Origin of the sequence: Acinetobacter lwoffii, from assembly GCF_024129115.1 — a bacterium.
GTDB classification, from domain to species: Bacteria; Pseudomonadota; Gammaproteobacteria; order Pseudomonadales; family Moraxellaceae; genus Acinetobacter; species Acinetobacter lwoffii_T.
In genome coordinates this window covers 325429-345126 of the sequence record NZ_JAMXXO010000002.1, presented here as the reverse complement: position 1 = coordinate 345126, position 19698 = coordinate 325429, and the positions used below count along the sequence as shown (strand labels likewise).

16 protein-coding genes and 1 tRNA gene are annotated in these 19698 nt (G+C 44.2%); 16 read left to right on the top strand and 1 reads right to left on the bottom strand.

Going from position 1 to position 19698, the window contains the following annotated elements; translation table 11 throughout:
• The 11 genes from NI470_RS04145 to NI470_RS04095 form a co-directional block, all read left to right on the top strand.
• Positions 1 to 146: EF-Tu C-terminal domain-related protein (locus NI470_RS04145; protein ID WP_079378470.1), on the top strand; the 146-nt coding region annotated here is incomplete at its 5' end.
• Positions 147 to 198: 52 nt separating this feature from the next.
• Positions 199 to 274: transfer RNA gene (locus NI470_RS04140), tRNA-Trp, on the top strand.
• A 74-nt stretch (positions 275 to 348) separates the two neighbouring features.
• Positions 349 to 789: a preprotein translocase subunit SecE gene (secE, locus tag NI470_RS04135; protein WP_005245824.1), complete on the top strand. Its 441-nt coding sequence runs from the start codon at positions 349 to 351 to the stop codon at positions 787 to 789.
• Between the two features lie 7 nt (positions 790 to 796).
• Entirely contained in the window at positions 797 to 1330 is a 534-nt protein-coding gene (gene nusG, locus NI470_RS04130; protein ID WP_004278615.1) for a transcription termination/antitermination protein NusG, read from the top strand.
• A gap of 119 nt (positions 1331 to 1449) precedes the next feature.
• Entirely contained in the window at positions 1450 to 1878 is a 429-nt protein-coding gene (gene rplK / locus NI470_RS04125) for a 50S ribosomal protein L11 (RefSeq protein ID WP_004278614.1), read from the top strand.
• Between the two features lie 3 nt (positions 1879 to 1881).
• Positions 1882 to 2577, top strand: coding sequence for a 50S ribosomal protein L1 (gene rplA, locus NI470_RS04120; RefSeq protein ID WP_004278613.1), 696 nt, complete (start codon positions 1882 to 1884; stop codon positions 2575 to 2577).
• Positions 2578 to 2876: 299 nt separating this feature from the next.
• Positions 2877 to 3383: a 50S ribosomal protein L10 gene (gene rplJ, locus NI470_RS04115; RefSeq protein ID WP_004278612.1), complete on the top strand. Its 507-nt coding sequence runs from the start codon at positions 2877 to 2879 to the stop codon at positions 3381 to 3383.
• Positions 3384 to 3431: 48 nt separating this feature from the next.
• Positions 3432 to 3797, top strand: coding sequence for a 50S ribosomal protein L7/L12 (rplL, locus tag NI470_RS04110; protein WP_253147773.1), 366 nt, complete (start codon positions 3432 to 3434; stop codon positions 3795 to 3797).
• 307 nt (positions 3798 to 4104) lie between these two features.
• Entirely contained in the window at positions 4105 to 8193 is a 4089-nt protein-coding gene (gene rpoB / locus NI470_RS04105) for a DNA-directed RNA polymerase subunit beta (protein ID WP_004278610.1), read from the top strand.
• A gap of 164 nt (positions 8194 to 8357) precedes the next feature.
• Positions 8358 to 12548 (top strand): DNA-directed RNA polymerase subunit beta', encoded by a 4191-nt coding sequence (gene rpoC, locus NI470_RS04100; protein ID WP_253147772.1) that lies wholly within the window; start codon positions 8358 to 8360, stop codon positions 12546 to 12548.
• Between the two features lie 201 nt (positions 12549 to 12749).
• Positions 12750 to 13115 carry a glycine zipper domain-containing protein gene (locus NI470_RS04095; RefSeq protein WP_005108070.1) on the top strand — a complete coding sequence of 122 codons (366 nt, stop codon included), beginning with the start codon at positions 12750 to 12752 and terminating at the stop codon, positions 13113 to 13115.
• Positions 13116 to 13172: 57 nt separating this feature from the next.
• Here the strand turns inward: NI470_RS04095 and NI470_RS04090 are convergent, their stop codons facing one another.
• Entirely contained in the window at positions 13173 to 13667 is a 495-nt protein-coding gene (locus tag NI470_RS04090; protein ID WP_253147776.1) for a DUF4442 domain-containing protein, read from the bottom strand.
• A gap of 117 nt (positions 13668 to 13784) precedes the next feature.
• Between NI470_RS04090 and NI470_RS04085 the strand changes: the two genes are divergently transcribed.
• The 5 genes from NI470_RS04085 to htpG all read left to right on the top strand — a co-directional run bounded on the left by NI470_RS04085 (position 13785) and on the right by htpG (position 19656).
• Positions 13785 to 14666 carry an alpha/beta fold hydrolase gene (locus NI470_RS04085; RefSeq protein ID WP_253147771.1) on the top strand — a complete coding sequence of 294 codons (882 nt, stop codon included), beginning with the start codon at positions 13785 to 13787 and terminating at the stop codon, positions 14664 to 14666.
• A gap of 100 nt (positions 14667 to 14766) precedes the next feature.
• Entirely contained in the window at positions 14767 to 16131 is a 1365-nt protein-coding gene (locus NI470_RS04080; protein ID WP_253147770.1) for a Na+/H+ antiporter family protein, read from the top strand.
• A 331-nt stretch (positions 16132 to 16462) separates the two neighbouring features.
• Positions 16463 to 17053 carry an OmpW/AlkL family protein gene (locus tag NI470_RS04075; protein WP_253147769.1) on the top strand — a complete coding sequence of 197 codons (591 nt, stop codon included), beginning with the start codon at positions 16463 to 16465 and terminating at the stop codon, positions 17051 to 17053.
• A 175-nt stretch (positions 17054 to 17228) separates the two neighbouring features.
• Positions 17229 to 17573 (top strand): lysozyme inhibitor LprI family protein, encoded by a 345-nt coding sequence (locus tag NI470_RS04070; protein ID WP_004647317.1) that lies wholly within the window; start codon positions 17229 to 17231, stop codon positions 17571 to 17573.
• Positions 17574 to 17736: 163 nt separating this feature from the next.
• Positions 17737 to 19656, top strand: coding sequence for a molecular chaperone HtpG (htpG, locus tag NI470_RS04065; RefSeq protein WP_253147768.1), 1920 nt, complete (start codon positions 17737 to 17739; stop codon positions 19654 to 19656).
• The last annotated feature ends 42 nt before the right edge of the window (positions 19657 to 19698 follow it).

Genomic DNA, 19698 nt, shown 5'->3' with positions numbered 1-19698 from the left:
GCGTGGAAATGGTTATGCCTGGTGACAACGTTGAGATGTCAGTAGAGCTAATCCACCCGATCGCAATGGACCCAGGTCTACGTTTTGCGATCCGTGAAGGCGGTCGTACAGTTGGTGCTGGTGTAGTTGCTAAAGTAACTGCATAATCATAGAATAAGACAAACAGGTTGGAGTTTAGGCTCCAACTTGTTGTTTTGCAGGTCAGTAGTTCAATTGGTAGAGCGTCGGTCTCCAAAACCGAATGTTGGGGGTTCGAGCCCCTCCTGACCTGCCAAGTTTTTAAAAAGACGCTTGATGTCGGCAAAATTGGTCATATAATAAGTCGCGAAACCTACGACGAGTACAAAAATGTCGAATGAAAAATCACGCGACGCATTAGGCGAAGCGGCAATTCCTCAAAGAAATAATCCTGCAGTAGATGTAAGTTCTGGTTCTCCATTAGACATGGTTCTATGGGTTATCGCCTTGATTTTATTGGTTGGTGCAATGATGGTAAACCAATATTTACCAGCGTACTGGGCACCTGCGAATGATGTTTGGGTGCGCGTTGGGGTGATTTTGGCTTGTATCGTTGCAGCATTCGGTTTATTATACGCCACCCATCAAGGCAAAGGCTTTATTCGTCTGCTGAAAGATGCACGAATCGAGTTACGTCGAGTGACCTGGCCTACCAAACAAGAGACGATGTCCACATCTTGGCAAGTTCTTGTTGTAGTCGTAATTGCATCCATTTTATTGTGGTGTTTTGACTATATTTTAGGCTGGTTAATGAAGTTTATTATCGGGTAAGAGAGCTATGAAACGTTGGTACATTATTCATGCCTATTCAGGTTATGAAAAACAAGTGATGCGTTCGCTTAATGATCGAATCCAGCGTAGCGCTGTTGCCGATAGCTTTGGTGAAGTCCTTGTTCCTACCGAAGAAGTGGTAGAGATGAAGGATGGTAAGAAGCGTAAATCAGAGCGTAAGTTCTTTCCTGGCTATGTCCTAGTCGAAATGGAAATGAACGATGATACTTGGCACATTGTTAAAGAATGTCCAAAAGTTTTAGGTTTTATTGGTGGTACGGCTGAAAAACCGGCACCGATTACGCAAAAAGAAGCAGATGCGATTCTTGCGCGTGTACGCAATACTGGCGAAGCACCTCGTCCTAAGACGATGTTTGAACCAGGCGAAGAATTACTCGTGGTTGACGGTCCATTCACCGACTTTAAAGGTGTAGTGGAAGAGGTTCAGTACGAAAAGTCGCGTTTAACGTTGACCATTAATGTATTTAACCGACCAACTCAAGTTGAATTGGAATTTCGTCAAGTCGAAAAATCAGTCTAATTTGTATGGGTTGAAAACGCCTGACTTATTTATAAGTCAGGCATTGTTGTTGTAACGGTATCGTTACTTGAAATCATTGGGGAGCCTTCACCGGCGTTTGCACCCAGAGGTAATTTGAAATGGCTAAGAAGATTGACGGCTATATCAAGCTGCAAGTTCCAGCTGGTAAAGCGAATCCATCTCCACCGATTGGTCCTGCACTAGGTCAACGTGGTGTGAACATCATGGCATTCTGTAAAGAATTCAATGCTGCGACACAAAAAGTTGAAGCTGGTCTGCCAATTCCAGTCGTGATCACTGTGTACAACGACAAGTCGTTCACATTTATCATGAAAACTCCACCTGCTGCTGTTCTTCTTAAGAAAGCTGCTGGTATCCAGAAGGGTTCAGCTGTACCTAACAAAACTAAAGTTGGTAAGTTGACTCGTGCTCAAATCGAAGAAATCGCGACTACTAAAGAACCAGATTTGACTGGTGCTGATTTAGACGCACGTGTACGTACCATTGCTGGTTCTGCGCGTTCTATGGGCTTGGAAGTGGAGCTTTAAGACATGGCTAAATTAACTAAACGTCAAAAAGCGATTGTAGCTGCTGTAGAAGCACACAAAGTTTACACGCTAGAAGAAGCTGTTGCAGTTTTAGAGAGCCTTCCAGCTCCTAAATTCAAAGAATCTCTAGATATCGCGGTAAACCTAGGTGTTGATCCTCGTAAATCTGACCAAGTTGTTCGTGGCGCGACTACACTTCCTGCAGGTACTGGTAAAACTGTACGTGTAGCTGTATTCGCTCAAGGCGCTGCTGCTGAAGCTGCTAAAGCTGAAGGCGCAGATGTTGTTGGTTTCGACGATCTTGCTGAAAGCATCCAAGCGGGTAACCTTGACTTTGACGTAGTAATTGCTGCTCCAGATGCAATGCGCGTTGTAGGTAAACTTGGTACGATCCTTGGTCCACGTGGCTTAATGCCAAACCCTAAAGTGGGTACTGTAACTCCTGATGTTGCTACTGCAGTTAAAAATGCAAAAGCTGGTCAAGCACGTTACCGCGTAGACAAAGCTGGTATTATCCATGCTGCGATCGGTCAAGTGGGTTTTGAAGCTGCTGCTGTTCGTCAAAACGTTGAAGCACTTGTTGCTGACTTGAAGCGTTTGAAACCTGCTACGTCTAAAGGCGTATACATTCAAAAGATCACTTTGAGCTCAACTATGGGTCCTGGTTTGATCGTTGATGTAGCAAACGTTTCTAAATAAGTCTCGACTTATTACAGAATTTTAAAGCCCTGAGTAAAATTTGAAGCAGTGCTTCAAATTTTACGCAAGAAACGCTCCGTCGTATTTTGCAAACTTAGGCAAACTTTGAATTGATAAATGAAAATTTATCAGCGTCAAAGACCGCGGGCGAGGGGGGTTATGCTTCTCTCTTAATAGCCCAGCCTGCGTAGACGCGGTGGTGTGATTTGTTCATCCTCCGCGTGTGAGTCCAGTGATGGTCTTGCGAATTGGGAGTGTACTTCGCGTAAGTACATAAATCACCGTTAGGAGGTTTTACAATGGCTCTTCTTATCGAAGGCAAAAAACAGATCGTAGCTGAAGTAGCTGAAGTTGCTTCTACTGCATTTGCTGCTGTTGTTGCTGACTACCAAGGTTTGACTGTAGAGCAGTTAACTACTCTACGCGTTGAAGCGCGTAAACTTGGTGTTACTACACGTATCGTTCGTAACACTTTGGCTAAACGTGCTCTTCAAGATACTCAATTCAATATCTTGAACGACAACCTTGTTGGCCCAACAATCTTAGCTTTCTCGAATTCTGAAGACGACATGGGTGCTGCTGCACGTTTGTTCGAAGAATTCGCTAAAACTAATAAAGCATTTGAACTTAAAGCTGCTGCATTTGATGGCAAACTTTATCAAGGTGCAGAAGTTAGCGTAATCGCGAATCTTCCGAACCAAGAGAAAGCGCTTACTATGCTTGCAAACGTTCTTCAAGCTCCTATTTCGAAATTGGGCCGCTTACTTACAGCGCTTCAAGAGAAAAACGAGTCAGAAGCTGCTTAAGCTCAAACTTAAACACACATCATTCAATACCCATTTGGAGTTAATCTCATGGCTTTAACAAACGAAGAAATCCTAAACGCAGTTGCTGAAAAAACTGTTCTTGAACTTGTTGAACTTATCTCTGCTTTCGAAGAGAAATTCAATGTATCTGCTGCTGCCGTAGCTGTTGCTGCTGGTCCTGCTACTGTTGCTGCTGAAGAACAAACTGAATTCAATGTTGAATTGACTTCTTTCGGCGCGAACAAAGTTGCTGTAATTAAAGCAGTTCGTGAAGCGACTGGCCTTGGCTTGAAAGAAGCTAAAGACATGGTTGAAGGCGCTCCTGCAGTTCTTAAAGAAGGCGTTTCTAAAGAAGAAGGCGAAGAGCTTAAGAAGAAACTTGAAGAAGCTGGTGCTACAGTTACTCTTAAGTAATTTCTTAAGGGAGCCGGTTTTTTTATAATCGGCTCCAAAAATTGGCTGATGGCTCTTGGGTCATCAGCCTTTTTGCGTTACAATAATCGGCTCGATTTTTGTTTGCATGATATAAAAATCATACAAATTGAAAATAAACATAATGAACAAACGTTTACCAATATTTTTCATTAAAAAATATTGATAAGCGTTTTAATACCACTAAAAATTGCAGCATTTGTAAAGAGTGGTGGCCATATCGGCCAGCGTAATTCCTTCTGAGCCCGTTCTGCAGGCGGGCTTGGTTTACACTTTCCGAGGACTCCAGATGGCATACTCATATACCGAAAAGAAACGGATCCGTAAGAATTTTGGTAAATTGCCTAGCGTCATGGATGCTCCGTACTTGCTCGCGATTCAAGTCGACTCGTACAGAACATTCTTACAAGATGGCAAATCACCAAAAAACCGCGAAGATATCGGTCTCCAAGCCGCATTTCGTTCAGTTTTTCCTATTGAAAGTTATTCTGGCAATGCTGCTTTAGAATTTGTTGAGTATAGTCTTGGTAAGCCTGAGTTTGATGTACGCGAATGTATCCTTCGTGGCTCAACTTATGCAGCACCAATGCGTGTAAAAATTCGTTTGATCCTGAAAGATCGTGAAACGAAGTCAATTAAAGACGTACGTGAACAAGAAGTCTATATGGGCGAAATGCCATTGATGACGGATAACGGTACCTTTGTAATTAACGGTACCGAGCGTGTGATCGTGTCACAATTACACCGTTCACCAGGCGTATTCTTTGACCACGATAAAGGCAAGACTCACTCAAGTGGTAAAGTCCTTTATTCAGCGCGTATCATTCCTTACCGTGGTTCATGGTTAGACTTTGAATTCGATGCCAAAGACTTAGTCTATGTACGTATTGACCGTCGTCGTAAATTGCTTGCGACTGTGGTACTGCGTGCCTTGGGTTACAGCAACGAAAACATTCTCAACATGTTCTACGAGAAAGTACCTGTGTATCTTGACATGGGTAGCTACCAGATTGACCTGGTGCCTGAACGTCTGCGTGGCGAAATGGCACAATTTGACATCCTGGACAAGGATGGCAAAGCAATTGTTGAGCAAGGTAAACGTATCAATGCGCGTCATGTACGTCAAATGGAAGCTTCAGGTCTTGAAAAACTTGCAGTGCCTGATGAGTACCTGTATGAGCGTATCACTGCTGAAGACATCCCATTAAAAGATGGTGATGTGATTGCGGCCAATACTGTATTAAGCCATGAAATCATGGTGAAAATTGCAGAAGGCGGCGTGAAGCAGTTCAATATTCTGTTCACTAATGATATCGACCGCGGTTCATTCGTTGCAGATTCTCTACGTGCAGATACAACGAGCAATCGTGAAGAAGCATTGGTAGAAATCTACAAAGTCATGCGCCCGGGCGAGCCACCAACAAAAGAAGCTGCTGAAAACCTATTCAACAACTTGTTCTTCTCTTCTGAACGCTATGACTTGTCTCCAGTTGGTCGTATGAAGTTCAACCGTCGTTTGGGTCGTCCTTACGAAGTGGGTACAGACCAGAAATCACGTGAAGTTGAAGGCATTCTCTCGAACGAAGATATCACTGATGTATTAAAAACATTAGTTGAAATCCGTAACGGTAAAGGTGAAGTCGACGATATCGATCACTTGGGTAACCGTCGTGTTCGTTCTGTTGGTGAAATGACAGAAAACCAATTCCGTGTAGGTCTGGTTCGTGTAGAACGTGCTGTTAAAGAGCGTTTATCACAAGCTGAAACTGACAACCTGTCTCCACAAGATTTGATCAATGCGAAGCCTGTTGCTGCTGCAATCAAGGAATTCTTTGGTTCAAGCCAGTTGTCTCAATTCATGGACCAAAACAATCCGTTATCTGAGATTACGCATAAACGTCGTGTTTCTGCGCTTGGTCCCGGCGGTTTGACGCGTGAACGTGCAGGCTTTGAAGTACGTGACGTACATCAAACTCACTACGGTCGTGTATGTCCAATTGAAACACCGGAAGGTCCAAACATTGGTTTGATCAACTCGCTTTCTGTTTATGCGAAATGTAACAACTTTGGTTTCCTGGAAACCCCATACCGTAAAGTTGTTGATGGTCGTGTAACAGATGAAGTTGAATACCTTTCTGCGATTGAAGAAGTAGGCACTGTCATTGCACAGGCTGATTCTGCAATGGATAAAGATGGTAATTTAACAGAAGAGTTTGTATCTGTTCGTCATCAGGGTGACTTCGTACGTATTCCTCCTGAAAAAGTAACGCATATGGATGTATCTGCTCAGCAGGTCGTATCTGTAGCAGCGTCACTGATTCCATTCTTAGAACACGATGATGCCAACCGTGCATTAATGGGTTCGAACATGCAACGTCAGGCAGTTCCGACGTTGATTGCTGACAAGCCGCTTGTTGGTACCGGTATGGAAGCGAACGTAGCACATGACTCAGGTGTATGTGTGATCGCTCAACGTGGTGGTCGTATCGAGTTTGTTGATGCGTCTCGTGTGGTTATTCGTGTGAATGAAGACGAAATGATCGCAGGTGAAGCAGGTGTAGATATCTACAACCTGATCAAGTACACCCGTTCGAACCAGAACACTTGTATCAACCAGAAAGTTCTTGTGAACCTGGGCGATAAAGTGGGTCGTGGTGATGTCCTGGCTGATGGTCCATCGACTGATGGCGGTGAGCTGGCACTGGGTCAAAACATGCGCGTTGCGTTCATGACCTGGAATGGTTACAACTACGAAGACTCGATCTTACTTTCTGAGCGTGTTCTTCAAGAAGACCGTTTAACGTCTATTCATATCCAGGAATTATCATGTGTCGCACGTGATACCAAACTGGGTGCGGAAGAAATCACTGCTGATATTCCGAACGTAGGTGAAGCTGCTCTGTCTAAACTAGACGAGTCAGGTATTGTTTACATCGGTGCTGAAGTAACTGCTGGCGATATCCTGGTTGGTAAAGTAACCCCTAAAGGTGAAACGCAGTTGACTCCGGAAGAAAAATTGCTACGTGCAATCTTCGGTGAAAAAGCGGCTGACGTAAAAGACTCATCTTTACGCGTTCCATCAGGTACGAAAGGTACAGTCATTGACGTTCAAGTGTTTACACGTGACGGTCTTGAAAAAGACGAACGTGCTCAAGCAATTGAAAAAGCGCAATTGGATGCATACCGTAAAGACTTGAAAGAAGAATTCAAAATCTTCGAAGAAGCTGCACGTGAACGTGTAATCCGTCTACTCAACGGCCAAGAGTCGAATGGTGGCGGTACAACTAAACGTGGCGACAAACTGTCTGAAGACGTGTTGTCTGGTTTAGAGCTTGTTGATCTTCTTGAAATTCAACCAGTTGACGAAGCAATTGCTGAACGTTTAACTCAAATTCAAGTGTTCTTGAAAGAGAAGAGCTTCGAAATTGATGAGAAATTTGCTGAGAAAAAACGCAAACTTTCTACAGGCGATGAACTGACGACTGGCGTATTGAAAGTAGTTAAAGTTTATCTTGCTGTGAAACGTCGCATCCAGCCTGGTGATAAGATGGCGGGTCGTCACGGTAACAAAGGTGTTGTATCAAACATCTTGCCAGTAGAAGACATGCCACATGATGCCAACGGTGTACCTGTTGATATCGTATTGAACCCGCTGGGCGTACCATCGCGTATGAACGTGGGTCAGATTCTTGAAACTCACTTGGGTATGGCGGCGAAAGGTCTTGGCGATCAAATCGACAAGATGATGAAAGAGCAACGTACTGTACTTGAGCTTCGTGATTTCCTAGACAAGATTTACAACAAAGTTGGTGGCGAGCAAGAAGATCTTGATAGCTTGACTGATGAAGAAATCTTGAAACTTTCTGGCAACTTGCGTGCTGGTGTACCTTTGGCTACTCCTGTATTCGATGGTGCTGAAGAAGGTCAGATCAAAGAGTTGTTACAACTTGCAGGCCTGTCTAGTACTGGTCAGACCGTATTATATGATGGTCGTACTGGTGAGCGTTTCGACCGTCCGGTAACTGTTGGTTACATGTACATGCTGAAACTGAACCACTTGGTTGATGACAAGATGCATGCGCGTTCAACTGGTTCTTACTCTCTAGTTACGCAACAGCCGCTTGGTGGTAAAGCACAATTCGGTGGTCAGCGTTTCGGTGAGATGGAAGTCTGGGCACTAGAAGCTTACGGTGCAGCATATACGCTACAAGAAATGCTGACTGTGAAATCGGATGACGTTGAAGGCCGTACCCGTATCTACAAGAACATTGTAGATGGCAACCATTATATGGACCCGGGCATGCCTGAATCGTTCAACGTATTGACCAAAGAGATCCGTTCTTTAGGTATCAACATTGAACTGAAAAATGGTGACTAAGAATCTCCATTAAATCTCCCCAAACCCCTCTTTGATAAAGAGGGGCTTCCCCCCCTTAACAAAGGGGGATTGAGGGGGATTCTTGGGATTCCCAATTCAGTTAAAAAACAATATTTGTGACCCAGTTGTTGAGTGAAAATCTCCACAACACACGGAGAAAAAAATTGAAAGACTTGCTCGATATCATGCGCAAAAAGACGGATTCAGACGGTCATGCTCCAGTAGAGTTTGACCGCATCCGTATTGGTCTTGCGTCACCAGAAATGATTAAGTCATGGTCTCACGGTGAAGTTAAAAAGCCAGAAACCATTAACTATCGTACGTTCAAGCCTGAACGTGATGGTTTGTTCTGTGCCAAAATCTTTGGTCCAGTGAAAGATTACGAATGCTTGTGTGGTAAATACAAGCGTATGAAATACAAAGGCGTCATTTGTGAAAAATGTGGCGTTGAAGTAACAACTGCGAAAGTTCGTCGTGAACGTATGGGTCACATCGAGCTAGCATCTCCAGTTGCACACATCTGGTTCTTGAAATCATTGCCTAGCCGTATCGGTCTATTATTAGACATGACGCTACGTGATATTGAACGTGTATTGTATTTCGAATCTTATGTAGTTACCGATCCGGGTATGACTCCATTTGAGAAATACCAACTTCTAAATGATGAAGAATACTTCAATGCATTAGAAGAACACGGTGATGAATTCACAGCAAAAATGGGTGCTGAAGCGGTTCAAGACTTGTTGAAAGACATCGATCTTGAAGCTGAAATTGCACGTCTTCGTGAAGAAATTCCTGTTACAACTTCAGAAACCAAGCTGAAAAAAGCGTCTAAGCGTTTGAAGTTGATGGAAGCATTCAACGATTCGAACAACAAGCCAGAATGGATGGTGTTAACTGTACTTCCAGTTCTTCCACCAGACCTCCGTCCGCTTGTACCACTTGAAGGTGGTCGTTTCGCGACTTCTGACCTGAACGATCTTTATCGTCGTGTGATCAACCGTAACAACCGTTTGAAGCGTCTTCTTGACCTTGCAGCGCCAGACATCATCGTACGTAACGAAAAACGTATGTTACAGGAGTCTGTAGATGCATTGCTGGATAACGGTCGTCGCGGTCGTGCAATTACCGGTTCGAACAAGCGTCCGCTTAAATCTTTGGCAGACATGATCAAAGGTAAGCAAGGTCGTTTCCGTCAAAACTTACTTGGTAAGCGTGTTGACTACTCTGGTCGTTCGGTAATTACTGTTGGTCCAAACCTGCGTTTGCACCAATGTGGTCTTCCGAAGAAAATGGCACTTGAACTGTTCAAGCCATTCATTTTCGCGAAACTACAGGCATCTGGTCAAGCAACCACCATTAAAGCTGCGAAGAAAATGGTTGAGCGCGAAACTCCAGAAGTTTGGGACGTTCTTGCTCACGTGATTCGTCAACATCCAGTGATGTTGAACCGTGCGCCAACTCTTCACCGTCTGGGTCTTCAAGCATTTGAACCGATCCTGATCGAAGGTAAAGCGATCCGTCTACATCCACTTGTATGTGCTGCGTTTAACGCCGACTTCGATGGTGACCAGATGGCGGTACACGTACCATTAACACTTGAAGCTCAGCTTGAAGCTCGTGCGTTAATGATGTCGACGAACAACATTCTGTCTCCAGCGAACGGTGAGCCAATCATCGTACCGTCTCAGGACGTGGTCTTGGGCTTGTATTACATCACGCGTGATGCAATCAATGCCAAAGGTGAGGGCATGGTGTTCGCGGATACTCACGAAGTAAACCGTGCACTGGCAACAGGTCAGGTTGATCTACACGCTCGCGTTAAAGCACGTGTACACCAGACTGTGATCGACGAAGATGGTAACCGTGAACAGCAAACCATTATTGTAGATACGACGCCTGGTCGCTGCCTACTTTGGGAAGTTGTACCTGAAGGTATGGATTTCCAGCAAATTAACGTTGAGATGACTAAGAAAAATATCTCGAAGTTAATTAACTCTTGCTACCGTAAATTGGGTCTGAAAGATACTGTTATCTTCGCTGACCAGTTGATGTACTTGGGCTTCCGTCAAGCGACGCGTTCAGGTGTTTCTGTCGGTATGGAAGACATGGTTATTCCACCGCAAAAACAAGCAATTATTGGTAAAGCGGAAGCTGAAGTTCGTGAAATCGAACAACAGTTCGAACAAGGCTTCGTAACTGCCGGCGAACGTTATAACAAAGTGGTCGATATTTGGGCGCGTACCAATGACCAGGTTGCTAAAGCGATGATGGACAACTTGTCTTTCACCACTGTGAAGAACAAACAGGGTGAAGACGAGAAGCAAAAATCATTCAACTCGATCTATATGATGTCTGACTCGGGTGCCCGTGGTTCGGCAGCTCAGATTCGTCAGTTGGCGGGTATGCGTGGTTTGATGGCGAAGCCGGATGGCTCGATCATTGAAACCCCAATTAAAGCGAACTTCCGTGAAGGTTTGACCGTACTTCAGTACTTCATCTCGACACACGGTGCGCGTAAAGGTTTGGCCGATACAGCATTGAAGACTGCGAACTCTGGTTACTTGACGCGTCGTCTAGTAGACGTTGCGCAGGACTTGGTTATTACCGAGCCGGATTGTGGTACGTATGACGGTCTGGTAATGACTCCGTTCATTCAAGGTGGCGATGTCATCGAAAACCTGGGTGCACGAGTATTGGGTCGTGTAGTTGCTGAAGATGTCAAGAAAGTGGGTACAGATGAAGTTCTGCTTCCACGTAATACTTTAATTGACGAGAAACTGGCTGCGTTTATCGAAAGCCAGGGTGTCGACGAAATTAAAGTGCGTTCAGTCGTGAACTGTGCATCTACCTTTGGTGTATGTGCGAAATGTTACGGTCGTGACCTGGCACGTGGTCATCAGGTGAACCCGGGTGAGTCTGTTGGTGTTATGGCAGCTCAATCGATTGGTGAACCAGGTACACAGTTAACAATGCGTACCTTCCACGTGGGTGGTGCTGCGAGCCGAACTTCTGCTGCAAACAGCGTGCAGGTTCGTAACCAGGGTACAGTACGTTTCCATAATGTGAAAACCGTACAACATGCCAAAGGTCACTTGGTATCGACTTCACGTTCAGGTGAAATCGGTATTGCGGATGATTTAGGTCGTGAGCGTGAGCGTTACAAACTGCCTTACGGTGCCTCTATCTTGCTGAAAGATGGCGAAGCTGTAGAAGCAGGCGGTATCGTGGCGACTTGGGATCCGCATACACATCCATTGGTAACAGAAGTTGCTGGTAAAGTGCGTTTCAGCCAGATTGCTGATGGCGTGACGGTTACTTCTAAAACTGATGATGCAACAGGTATGTCAACCATCGAAATCTTGCCAGTGACTTCACGTCCTGCGTCAGGTAAAGATTTGCGTCCTGCTGTTGTGTTGGATACCGTTGATGGTGGCGAACAGTTCTACTTCCTGCCACAGAACACGATTCTTTCTGTTCGCGATGGCGAAACAATTGGTGTCGGTGATGTCATCGGTCGTGTCCCACAAGAATCTTCACGTACTCGTGATATTACCGGTGGTCTGCCACGTGTAGCTGACTTGTTCGAAGCACGTAAGCCAAAAGAGCATGCAATCCTTGCAGAAGTGTCAGGTGTTGTAAGCTTTGGTAAAGAGACCAAAGGTAAGAACCGTCTGGTGATTACGCCGGATGATGGCTCTGAAATCTATGAAGAGCTGATTCCGAAATGGCGTACCATTAACGTGTTCGAAGGCGAGCATGTAAACCGTGGTGAGACAATTTCTGATGGTCCACAGAACCCGCACGATATCTTGCGTTTGAAAGGCGAAGTTGCGCTGACAAACTACATCGTGAACGAAGTTCAGGACGTATACCGTCTGCAAGGTGTAAAAATCAACGACAAGCATATTGAAGTGATCGTACGTCAAATGCTGCGTAAAGTTGATATCACTGATGGGGGCGATACCAGCTTCATCAAAGGCGAACAAGTGGATTACATCCGCGTTGTTCAAGAAAACCAAGCAGTTCTTGCACAAAACAAGTTCCCTGCGAAGTTTGAACGTCAATTGATGGGTATTACCAAAGCATCGCTTTCTACTGACTCGTTCATCTCTGCTGCATCGTTCCAGGAAACCACGCGTGTGTTAACTGAAGCGGCTGTAACAGGTAAAGAAGATGATCTACGCGGCTTGAAAGAGAACGTAGTTGTAGGTCGCCTGATCCCAGCGGGTACAGGTTTGGCTTACCACCTGGAGCGTCGTCGTCAAGAAGCAGAAGCTGCAGAATTTGAACTGCACAATGACTTCTCTGATGTAGACCAAGCGCTTAGCCAGGCATTTAACGAAGAATTCTAATTCGAGTTAAAGCTGAGAAAAGAGACGCCTTCGGGCGTCTTTTTTTGTCTAAAATTTATAAATAAGACAGCTTGAACAGAAGAATAATCCATTGATATTTACAAAACTCAGCAGGAATACCGAGAGAAGTAACACGCTACAGATTTTAGTTTCATAAAATGAAGATAAGCTTAATTAAAGCAAGACAGGAAGGCCAAGGTCATGAAAAAATTAATGGGTGTTATGGCAGTTGCCACTCTTTCCACCTTTATGTTGGCGGGTTGTGAAAGTATGTCTGCCAATGAGCAACGGATCGGTGCTGCGGCCCTTGGTGGTGCAGTCGGTGGTGGTGTTGGTAATAAAGTCGGCGGTGGCGTTGGTGCAGCTGTAGGTGGTGGTGCCGGTGCTGCAGTGGGTAGTAAATCCCAAGGCGGTTCAAACCGTAATGCGACCTATAGTGGTGTAGGTGGTGCTGTTGGTTCCGCAGTCGGTAAAAGCATCTTCGGTGGTAATGCGGGTGCTGCAATCGGTGGCGCAATCGGTGGTGGTGCCGGTGCTGCGATTGAACAGGATAACCGTCGTCGTTAAGTCGAAAGTCACTTCAGATTCATCTAGATTTAAAAGCGCCAATGTGGCGCTTTTATCTTATTTAGGAGAGTTAATTTTCCCTTTGCTCTGTTTACGCCGGATATATACTGTTTTTTCTACTTCGGCAATTCTGACCCCGGCTTCATCATAAATATTCAGCTGATAATGTCGATACACTGGCGCATTATCGGCTGCCAGATTGATAATCGTGGAAATTTCTTCAGCAGAAATCCGAATATCTGCTACCACTGTGCCGCGACCGGGTGCCAAAAACTGAATGCTGGCGCCTTTATCCCAGACCAGATATTTCGGCCCTAAATGATGCATCAGTAATAACATATAAAAGGGATCGACCATCGAATACAGGCTGCCACCAAAATGCACACCGACAATATTCTGGTTTTTACGGGTCAGCAGCATTTTGACCCGAACGTGATAATTATTAAAATCAATCTTATTAATTTCGATGCCTGCACCACGATAAGGGGCATAGCGGTTCAGAATAAATTTTGAAACCAGAGGCAGTTTTTGAATTTTCTGGAATAGGCTCATACTGACATTCTTTTTGCGGCTGTGATTATGCATACTAGAGCAACAAAAATGCGCTGGCATTGATCAATCATGCCGATTTATAAACTAAGTGGTCAATAACAAAAACAGGATCAAAAGATGGAAATGCACATGCAATGGGTCGATACCACGGATCAGCAGCGTCTTTGTGTCAAAACTTATGGACAATCCGAACAACCGGCATTGGTGCTGGTTCACGGCTATCCTGATCATCAGGCAGTTTGGGAGCCAGCCATTGCTCATTTGAGTCAGGATTACTTTGTTGTGACTTATGATGTCCGTGGCGCAGGTGAGTCCAGTATTCCCAAAAAAATCTCCGATTACCGCTTGGCCCGTTTAAGTCAGGATCTGGAAGAGGTGGTGAACGAAATATTGCCGAATCGTGCTTTTCATCTGGCCGCGCATGACTGGGGTTCAATTCAGTCCTGGGAATCCGTCACCGGTCCACGCTTTAAAGGACGAATTCTGTCTTATAGCACCTTGTCTGGGCCATGTCTGGATCATGCCGCTTTCTGGATGCGTGAACAGTTCCAGCAAAACAAGGCAAAATTCTTAAAGCAAATGAGCAAGTCCTGGTATATTGCTGTGTTTCAGTTGCCCTTGGTGGCGCCATTGGCCTGGAATTTTTTTAATCCGCAGCGTTGGAGCAAGATCGTGCAGCAACTGGAAAGACACGATAATCTGCCACTCAACCCGCATATTGTCAAAGATGGCAAATATGGTGTGAACCTGTACCGGGCCAATTTTTTGCCACGCTTAACTCAACCACGGCAGCGTTTTGCCATCTGTCCGGTACAGGCAATTGTGCTGAAATATGACCAGTTTGTCGGGCCAGATCTGGTCGATGAGATGTCCAAATGGGCGGATGACTTCTCCAAAGTAGAACTGGCTGCCAATCACTGGGCGATTCTAAGTCAGCCGGAGCAAGTGGCTCAATTGATTGATGAGTTTATTCAGCGTAAATCTGTTGTCATCACTTGATAGGCCACTCCGCGAAACATGAACCCACCAGAAAAAAGTGGCGGAATTTTTATCCGCATTTTCTGATAAAATAGCCGCTTTCTCTCTATTCCGATTCATTATGTTCGCAATTCTTGCTGCTATTGGAGTCATGTTCGGACTCTCGTTGGCACGTGTACCTGTGGTTTTTGCCCTGGTCATTGGTGCTGTTACAGGTGGTTTATTGGCAGGTCTGGGCCTGCAGGGAACCTTGGACGCGTTTAACAATGGTTTGGGTGGTGGTGCCAAAATTGCCTTGGCTTACGGTATTTTAGGTGCATTTGCTTTGGCTCTGGCGCGTTCGGGTTTACCGGATTTACTGGCTTATAAAATGATCAGCACCTTAAAAGGTGAGGCCGATTTTAAAGCGCAAAACCGGGTGAAATATCTGATCTTCTTCACGGTTGCTATTGCAGCCGTGTTCTCGCAGAACGTCATTCCCGTGCATATTGCCTTCATTCCGGTACTGATTCCGCCGCTATTGATTGTATTTAACCATTTACAACTGGATCGCCGTTTGGTGGCCTGTTTGTTGACCTTTGGTCTGGTTGCCACCTATATGCTCATTCCAGTCGGTTTTGGCGCGATCTTCCTGAATGATATTCTGGGGCATAACATCAATACCTTTGGTAAGCCTTATGGTTTTGAAATTACTTATGATCAGATTCCATCTGCAATGGTCATTCCGGTCATTGGCATGCTGGTCGGGTTGTTGATTGCCATTTTCTTCTCTTACCGTAAACCACGTCTCTATAAAGATATTCATATCGAAGAGCAGCAAAGTATTTCTGCTGAACTTGGAGTAGAGCAAAACCTTAAACCTGAAATTTCGAAATTTACCATCTGGATGGCCGGTCTTGCAGTTGTAGCCACATTGGCTGTACAGCTGTATTCAGATTCAATGATTCTGGCAGGTTTAGTCGGTGTCGCGATTCTCAGCTGTGCTGGCATTTTCAAATGGAAAGAAGCGGATGATGTGATCATTACCGGTATGCGCATGATGGCGCTGGTCGGCTTTATCATGATTGCAGCACAAGGTTTTGCCGCCGTGATTGAAGCGACCAATCAGGTACCTGCACTGGTCGAAGCATCGGTCAACTGGATTGGTGACAGTCAGGCACTGGCAGCGTTCCTGATGTTGCTCATCGGTCTGTTGATTACCCTAGGCATTGGTTCATCATTTTCAACCGTGCCGATTCTGGCCATCATCTATGTTCCGCTGTGTATCCAGTTTGGTTTTAGCCCGGCTGCGACCATTGCGATTATCGGGACTGCGGCGGCTTTGGGCGATGCCGGTTCTCCAGCGTCAGATTCAACTTTAGGCCCAACTTCGGGTTTAAATATGGATGGTCAGCATGACCATATGAAGGATAGTGTGGTTCCAACCTTCATTCATTTTAATATTCCGCTTATCATCTTTGGCTGGATTGCAGCCATGGTTCTGTAAGTAAATTTCAATCTGCTCTGATAACTATTGGAGCAGATTTATCTGGATTTAAAATAAATAATAAGAGGTATTTAAAATATATGTTTAAATAAAAATTAATATAAACCTGATTATTTTAGTCTGAATAAATTCATATTTATCTGATTAATATACTTGGTATTTAAAACCAACTAATTCAGTCAATTTAAAATAAATAACTTTTTAAATCAGTAGTTTAAATAATAATTAAAAATTAGTTTTATAATACTTATTGCATATTATTTTCCCTCGTGTTTATTATTAATTAAGATTTATTTTCTTAATAATTATTCTTCCTGTGGGGTATTTTAAAATGTTAAAGCAAGCTGCTATAATTGCATTAATGGGTCTTTCTGCATCTGCGATGGCAGGTCAATTGCAGGTGAAAGTCGGTGCCAGTTCTTTAGCACCATCAAGTGACACTGAAATTGCACCAGGTTTAGTCGTAGAAGCCGATCAGGAATATGGTTTTACGCCATCGGTTGAATACTTCTTTAATGACAATATCTCGGCAGAATTATTATTGGCTACCCCGTTTAACCATGACATTTCTCTTCAAGGTGTAGGTAAGGTGGCTAAGATCAAACATCTGCCACCCACAATTACCGCTAAATATAACTTTAAAAATACAACACGCTTTACACCATATATTGGCGTAGGTGGCACAGCTTTTATTGCTTGGGATGAAGAAGGTCTGGCTAAAGACGTGAAAGAAGAGTTTGGTTTGGCAGGTCAAGTCGGCTTTAATTATCAGCCAGCCGATGCCAAAAACTGGGGAGTATTTGCTGACGTGCGCTATGCAGATTTGAGTCCTGAAGTGACTTTAGATGATGCTGATAATACTAAATTCGACTTGAATATTGATCCTTGGGTTTATACGATCGGTTATAGCTACAAGTTCTAAATTCTAGCCTTGCTCAACAAAAAAGCCTCATTTTGAATGAGGCTTTTTTTTCAAAATAACAACGATTTATAACTTATTGAAATTGAGCAGATCGGCAATGTTCAACTATATTAAAACGAATAAAGTAAATATTAATTGAATACGACTTAATAATTGAATAATAAGGAAGATCAGCATGAAGTTTTTAAGCCAAGGTATTGTGATCTTCTTCAGTCTGCTGGCAGGGTCTGCCTATGCGGCAAGTTTTGATTGTCAGAAAGCTGAAACCGTGACAGAGAAAGCGATTTGTGAACATCGTCTGCTGAATGATGCCGATGTCAAGATGAGTACCAGCTATCATATTTTACGTCGTATGGTGCCTATGGGAACCCGCTCGGTGATCCAGCGCGATCAGGTGAAATGGCTACAATTTCGTGACCGCTGTCAGGAATCGGTATCCTGTCTTAGTCAGGTCTATAATATGCGTCAGCAGCAAATAGACCTGCAATTTCAACGTATTTATAAGCTTGGGCCTTATTAGGACTTAAACCTAAGTCTTTAAAAATCCAAGCCAGATCAGATCAAGCGATTCTTTATAAAATATCTTGAGAAAAAATATACAACTGGCTATTGAAAATTGAGCAACTCACTCCATTCATATAGGCAACAGTATTGACCTGTATTTAAAATAAAAGGAGTGATTAATGAGCGAGTCTAGCGCACAAAAACATAGTTTCCAGGCTGAAGTGGCTCAGTTACTACATCTCGTGACCCATTCGCTTTATTCAAACCCTGAAATTTTCCTACGCGAATTGATCTCGAATGCCTCAGATGCATGTGACAAATTACGTTTTGAAGGGATTAATCATCCCGAATTTTATGAAAATGATCCGGATCTGCGCGTTCGTGTCAGCCTGGATGCAGACAATAAAACCATTACCATTTCAGATAACGGGATCGGCTTAAGCGAACAGGAAGCCATTGATAATTTAGGGACTATTGCCAAATCAGGTACCAAAGATTTTATGTCCAAACTGACCGGCGATCAAAAAGCCGATGCCCAGTTGATTGGTCAATTTGGTGTCGGTTTCTATTCCGGCTTTATTGTCGCTGACAAGATCACGGTAGAATCCCGTCGTGCCGGTACAGATGTCTCTGAAGGCGTACGCTGGATTAGTGGCGGAACCGGTGAGTTCGAAGTTGAACAGATCACTAAAGAAAGTCGTGGTACCGATATTATTTTGCATCTCCGTGACGATGCGCTAGATTATTTGCAAAGCTATAAAGTGAAGCAGATTATCAATAAATATTCAGACCACATAAGCCTGCCAATCCAGATGCAAAAAGAAGTCTGGCAGGAAGAAGAAGCGGCTGAAGGTGAAACGTCTAAAGGTGGCCAATATGTCAAAACCGATGAGTGGGAAGCCATTAACTCAGCCAGTGCATTATGGACTCGTAACAAGTCTGAAATCACTGAAGAGCAGTATGTCGAGTTCTACAAGAACTTAAGCCATGATTTCGCAGCGCCATTGGCTTGGGCGCATAATCGGGTTGAGGGCAGCACTGAATATACCCAGTTATTATATATTCCAAGCAAAGCGCCACATGATATTTTCACCCGTGAATCCAAAGCTGGTATCAAACTGTATGTGAAACGCGTGTTCATTATGGATGATGCAGATAACCTGATTCCAAACTATCTGCGCTTTGTACAGGGTGTGGTGGACAGTGCCGATCTGCCATTGAACGTGAGTCGTGAATTACTGCAAGAAAGCCGTGATGTAAAAACCATCCGTGAAGGCAATACCCGCCGTATCCTGACCATTTTGGATAATCTGGCTAAATCTGAAGATGAAAAAGATCAGGCAAACTTTAAGACTTTCTATCAGGAATTTGCTTCAGTATTGAAAGAAGGTCTGGGTGAAGATTTCAGTAACCGTGAACGTATCTTGAAACTGCTGCGTTATGCGACTTCGACCAATGATGAAGTTAGCACGTCATTGGCAGACTATAAAGCACGCATGAAAGACGGCCAGAAAGCCATTTATTATGTGACTGCAGATAGCCTGAATGCTGCGAAAAATTCACCGCAACTGGAACTGTTCAAGAAAAAAGGCATTGAAGTTCTGTTGATGACTGAACGCGTGGATGAATGGGCGATGAACTTTGTGAATGAGTTCGATGGTACGCCTTTGCAAAACGTGTCGAAAGGTGCAGTTGACTTAGGTGACCTTCAGGATGCCGAAGAGAAGAAAGCCCTTGAAGAAGCCGCAGCCCAGTTTAAACCGGTGGTGGATAAGTTGACGGATTCATTAAAAGACAAGACCAAAGAAGTGCGGGTGACGACGCGTCTGGTCGATTCTCCGGCTTGTCTGGTGACTGGAGAAGGTGAATTGTCTCCACAGCTGGTTCGTATGCTGAAAGATGCAGGTCAGCCTGTGCCGGATATCAAGCCGATTTTGGAAATCAACCCGGAACATCCGTTGGTGAAAAAACTGGATGGCTCGGCGCAGTTTGATGATCTGGCCAATGTGATCTTCGACCAAGCGGTGATTGCAGAAGGTGGATTACCAGAAAATCCTGCTGAATATGTCAAGCGAATTAATAGTTTGCTGCTTGCTTAAGTGCTGATGTATTGAATGAGAAAATCCCTCTTAGGAGGGATT

Excerpts from the sequence above, each read along its gene's own strand:
- rplL (WP_253147773.1), top strand. The coding sequence starts at position 3,432 with ATGGCTTTAACAAACGAAGAAATCCTAAACGCAGTTGCTGAAAAAACT.
- NI470_RS04080 (WP_253147770.1), top strand. The coding sequence starts at position 14,767 with ATGTTCGCAATTCTTGCTGCTATTGGAGTCATGTTCGGACTCTCGTTG.
- rplA (WP_004278613.1), top strand. The coding sequence starts at position 1,882 with ATGGCTAAATTAACTAAACGTCAAAAAGCGATTGTAGCTGCTGTAGAA.
- NI470_RS04070 (WP_004647317.1), top strand. The coding sequence starts at position 17,229 with ATGAAGTTTTTAAGCCAAGGTATTGTGATCTTCTTCAGTCTGCTGGCA.
- rplK (WP_004278614.1), top strand. The coding sequence starts at position 1,450 with ATGGCTAAGAAGATTGACGGCTATATCAAGCTGCAAGTTCCAGCTGGT.
- rpoB (WP_004278610.1), top strand. The coding sequence starts at position 4,105 with ATGGCATACTCATATACCGAAAAGAAACGGATCCGTAAGAATTTTGGT.
- htpG (WP_253147768.1), top strand. The coding sequence starts at position 17,737 with ATGAGCGAGTCTAGCGCACAAAAACATAGTTTCCAGGCTGAAGTGGCT.
- rplJ (WP_004278612.1), top strand. The coding sequence starts at position 2,877 with ATGGCTCTTCTTATCGAAGGCAAAAAACAGATCGTAGCTGAAGTAGCT.
- NI470_RS04090 (WP_253147776.1), bottom strand. The coding sequence starts at position 13,667 with ATGAGCCTATTCCAGAAAATTCAAAAACTGCCTCTGGTTTCAAAATTT.
- secE (WP_005245824.1), top strand. The coding sequence starts at position 349 with ATGTCGAATGAAAAATCACGCGACGCATTAGGCGAAGCGGCAATTCCT.
- nusG (WP_004278615.1), top strand. The coding sequence starts at position 797 with ATGAAACGTTGGTACATTATTCATGCCTATTCAGGTTATGAAAAACAA.
- NI470_RS04095 (WP_005108070.1), top strand. The coding sequence starts at position 12,750 with ATGAAAAAATTAATGGGTGTTATGGCAGTTGCCACTCTTTCCACCTTT.
- NI470_RS04075 (WP_253147769.1), top strand. The coding sequence starts at position 16,463 with ATGTTAAAGCAAGCTGCTATAATTGCATTAATGGGTCTTTCTGCATCT.
- NI470_RS04085 (WP_253147771.1), top strand. The coding sequence starts at position 13,785 with ATGGAAATGCACATGCAATGGGTCGATACCACGGATCAGCAGCGTCTT.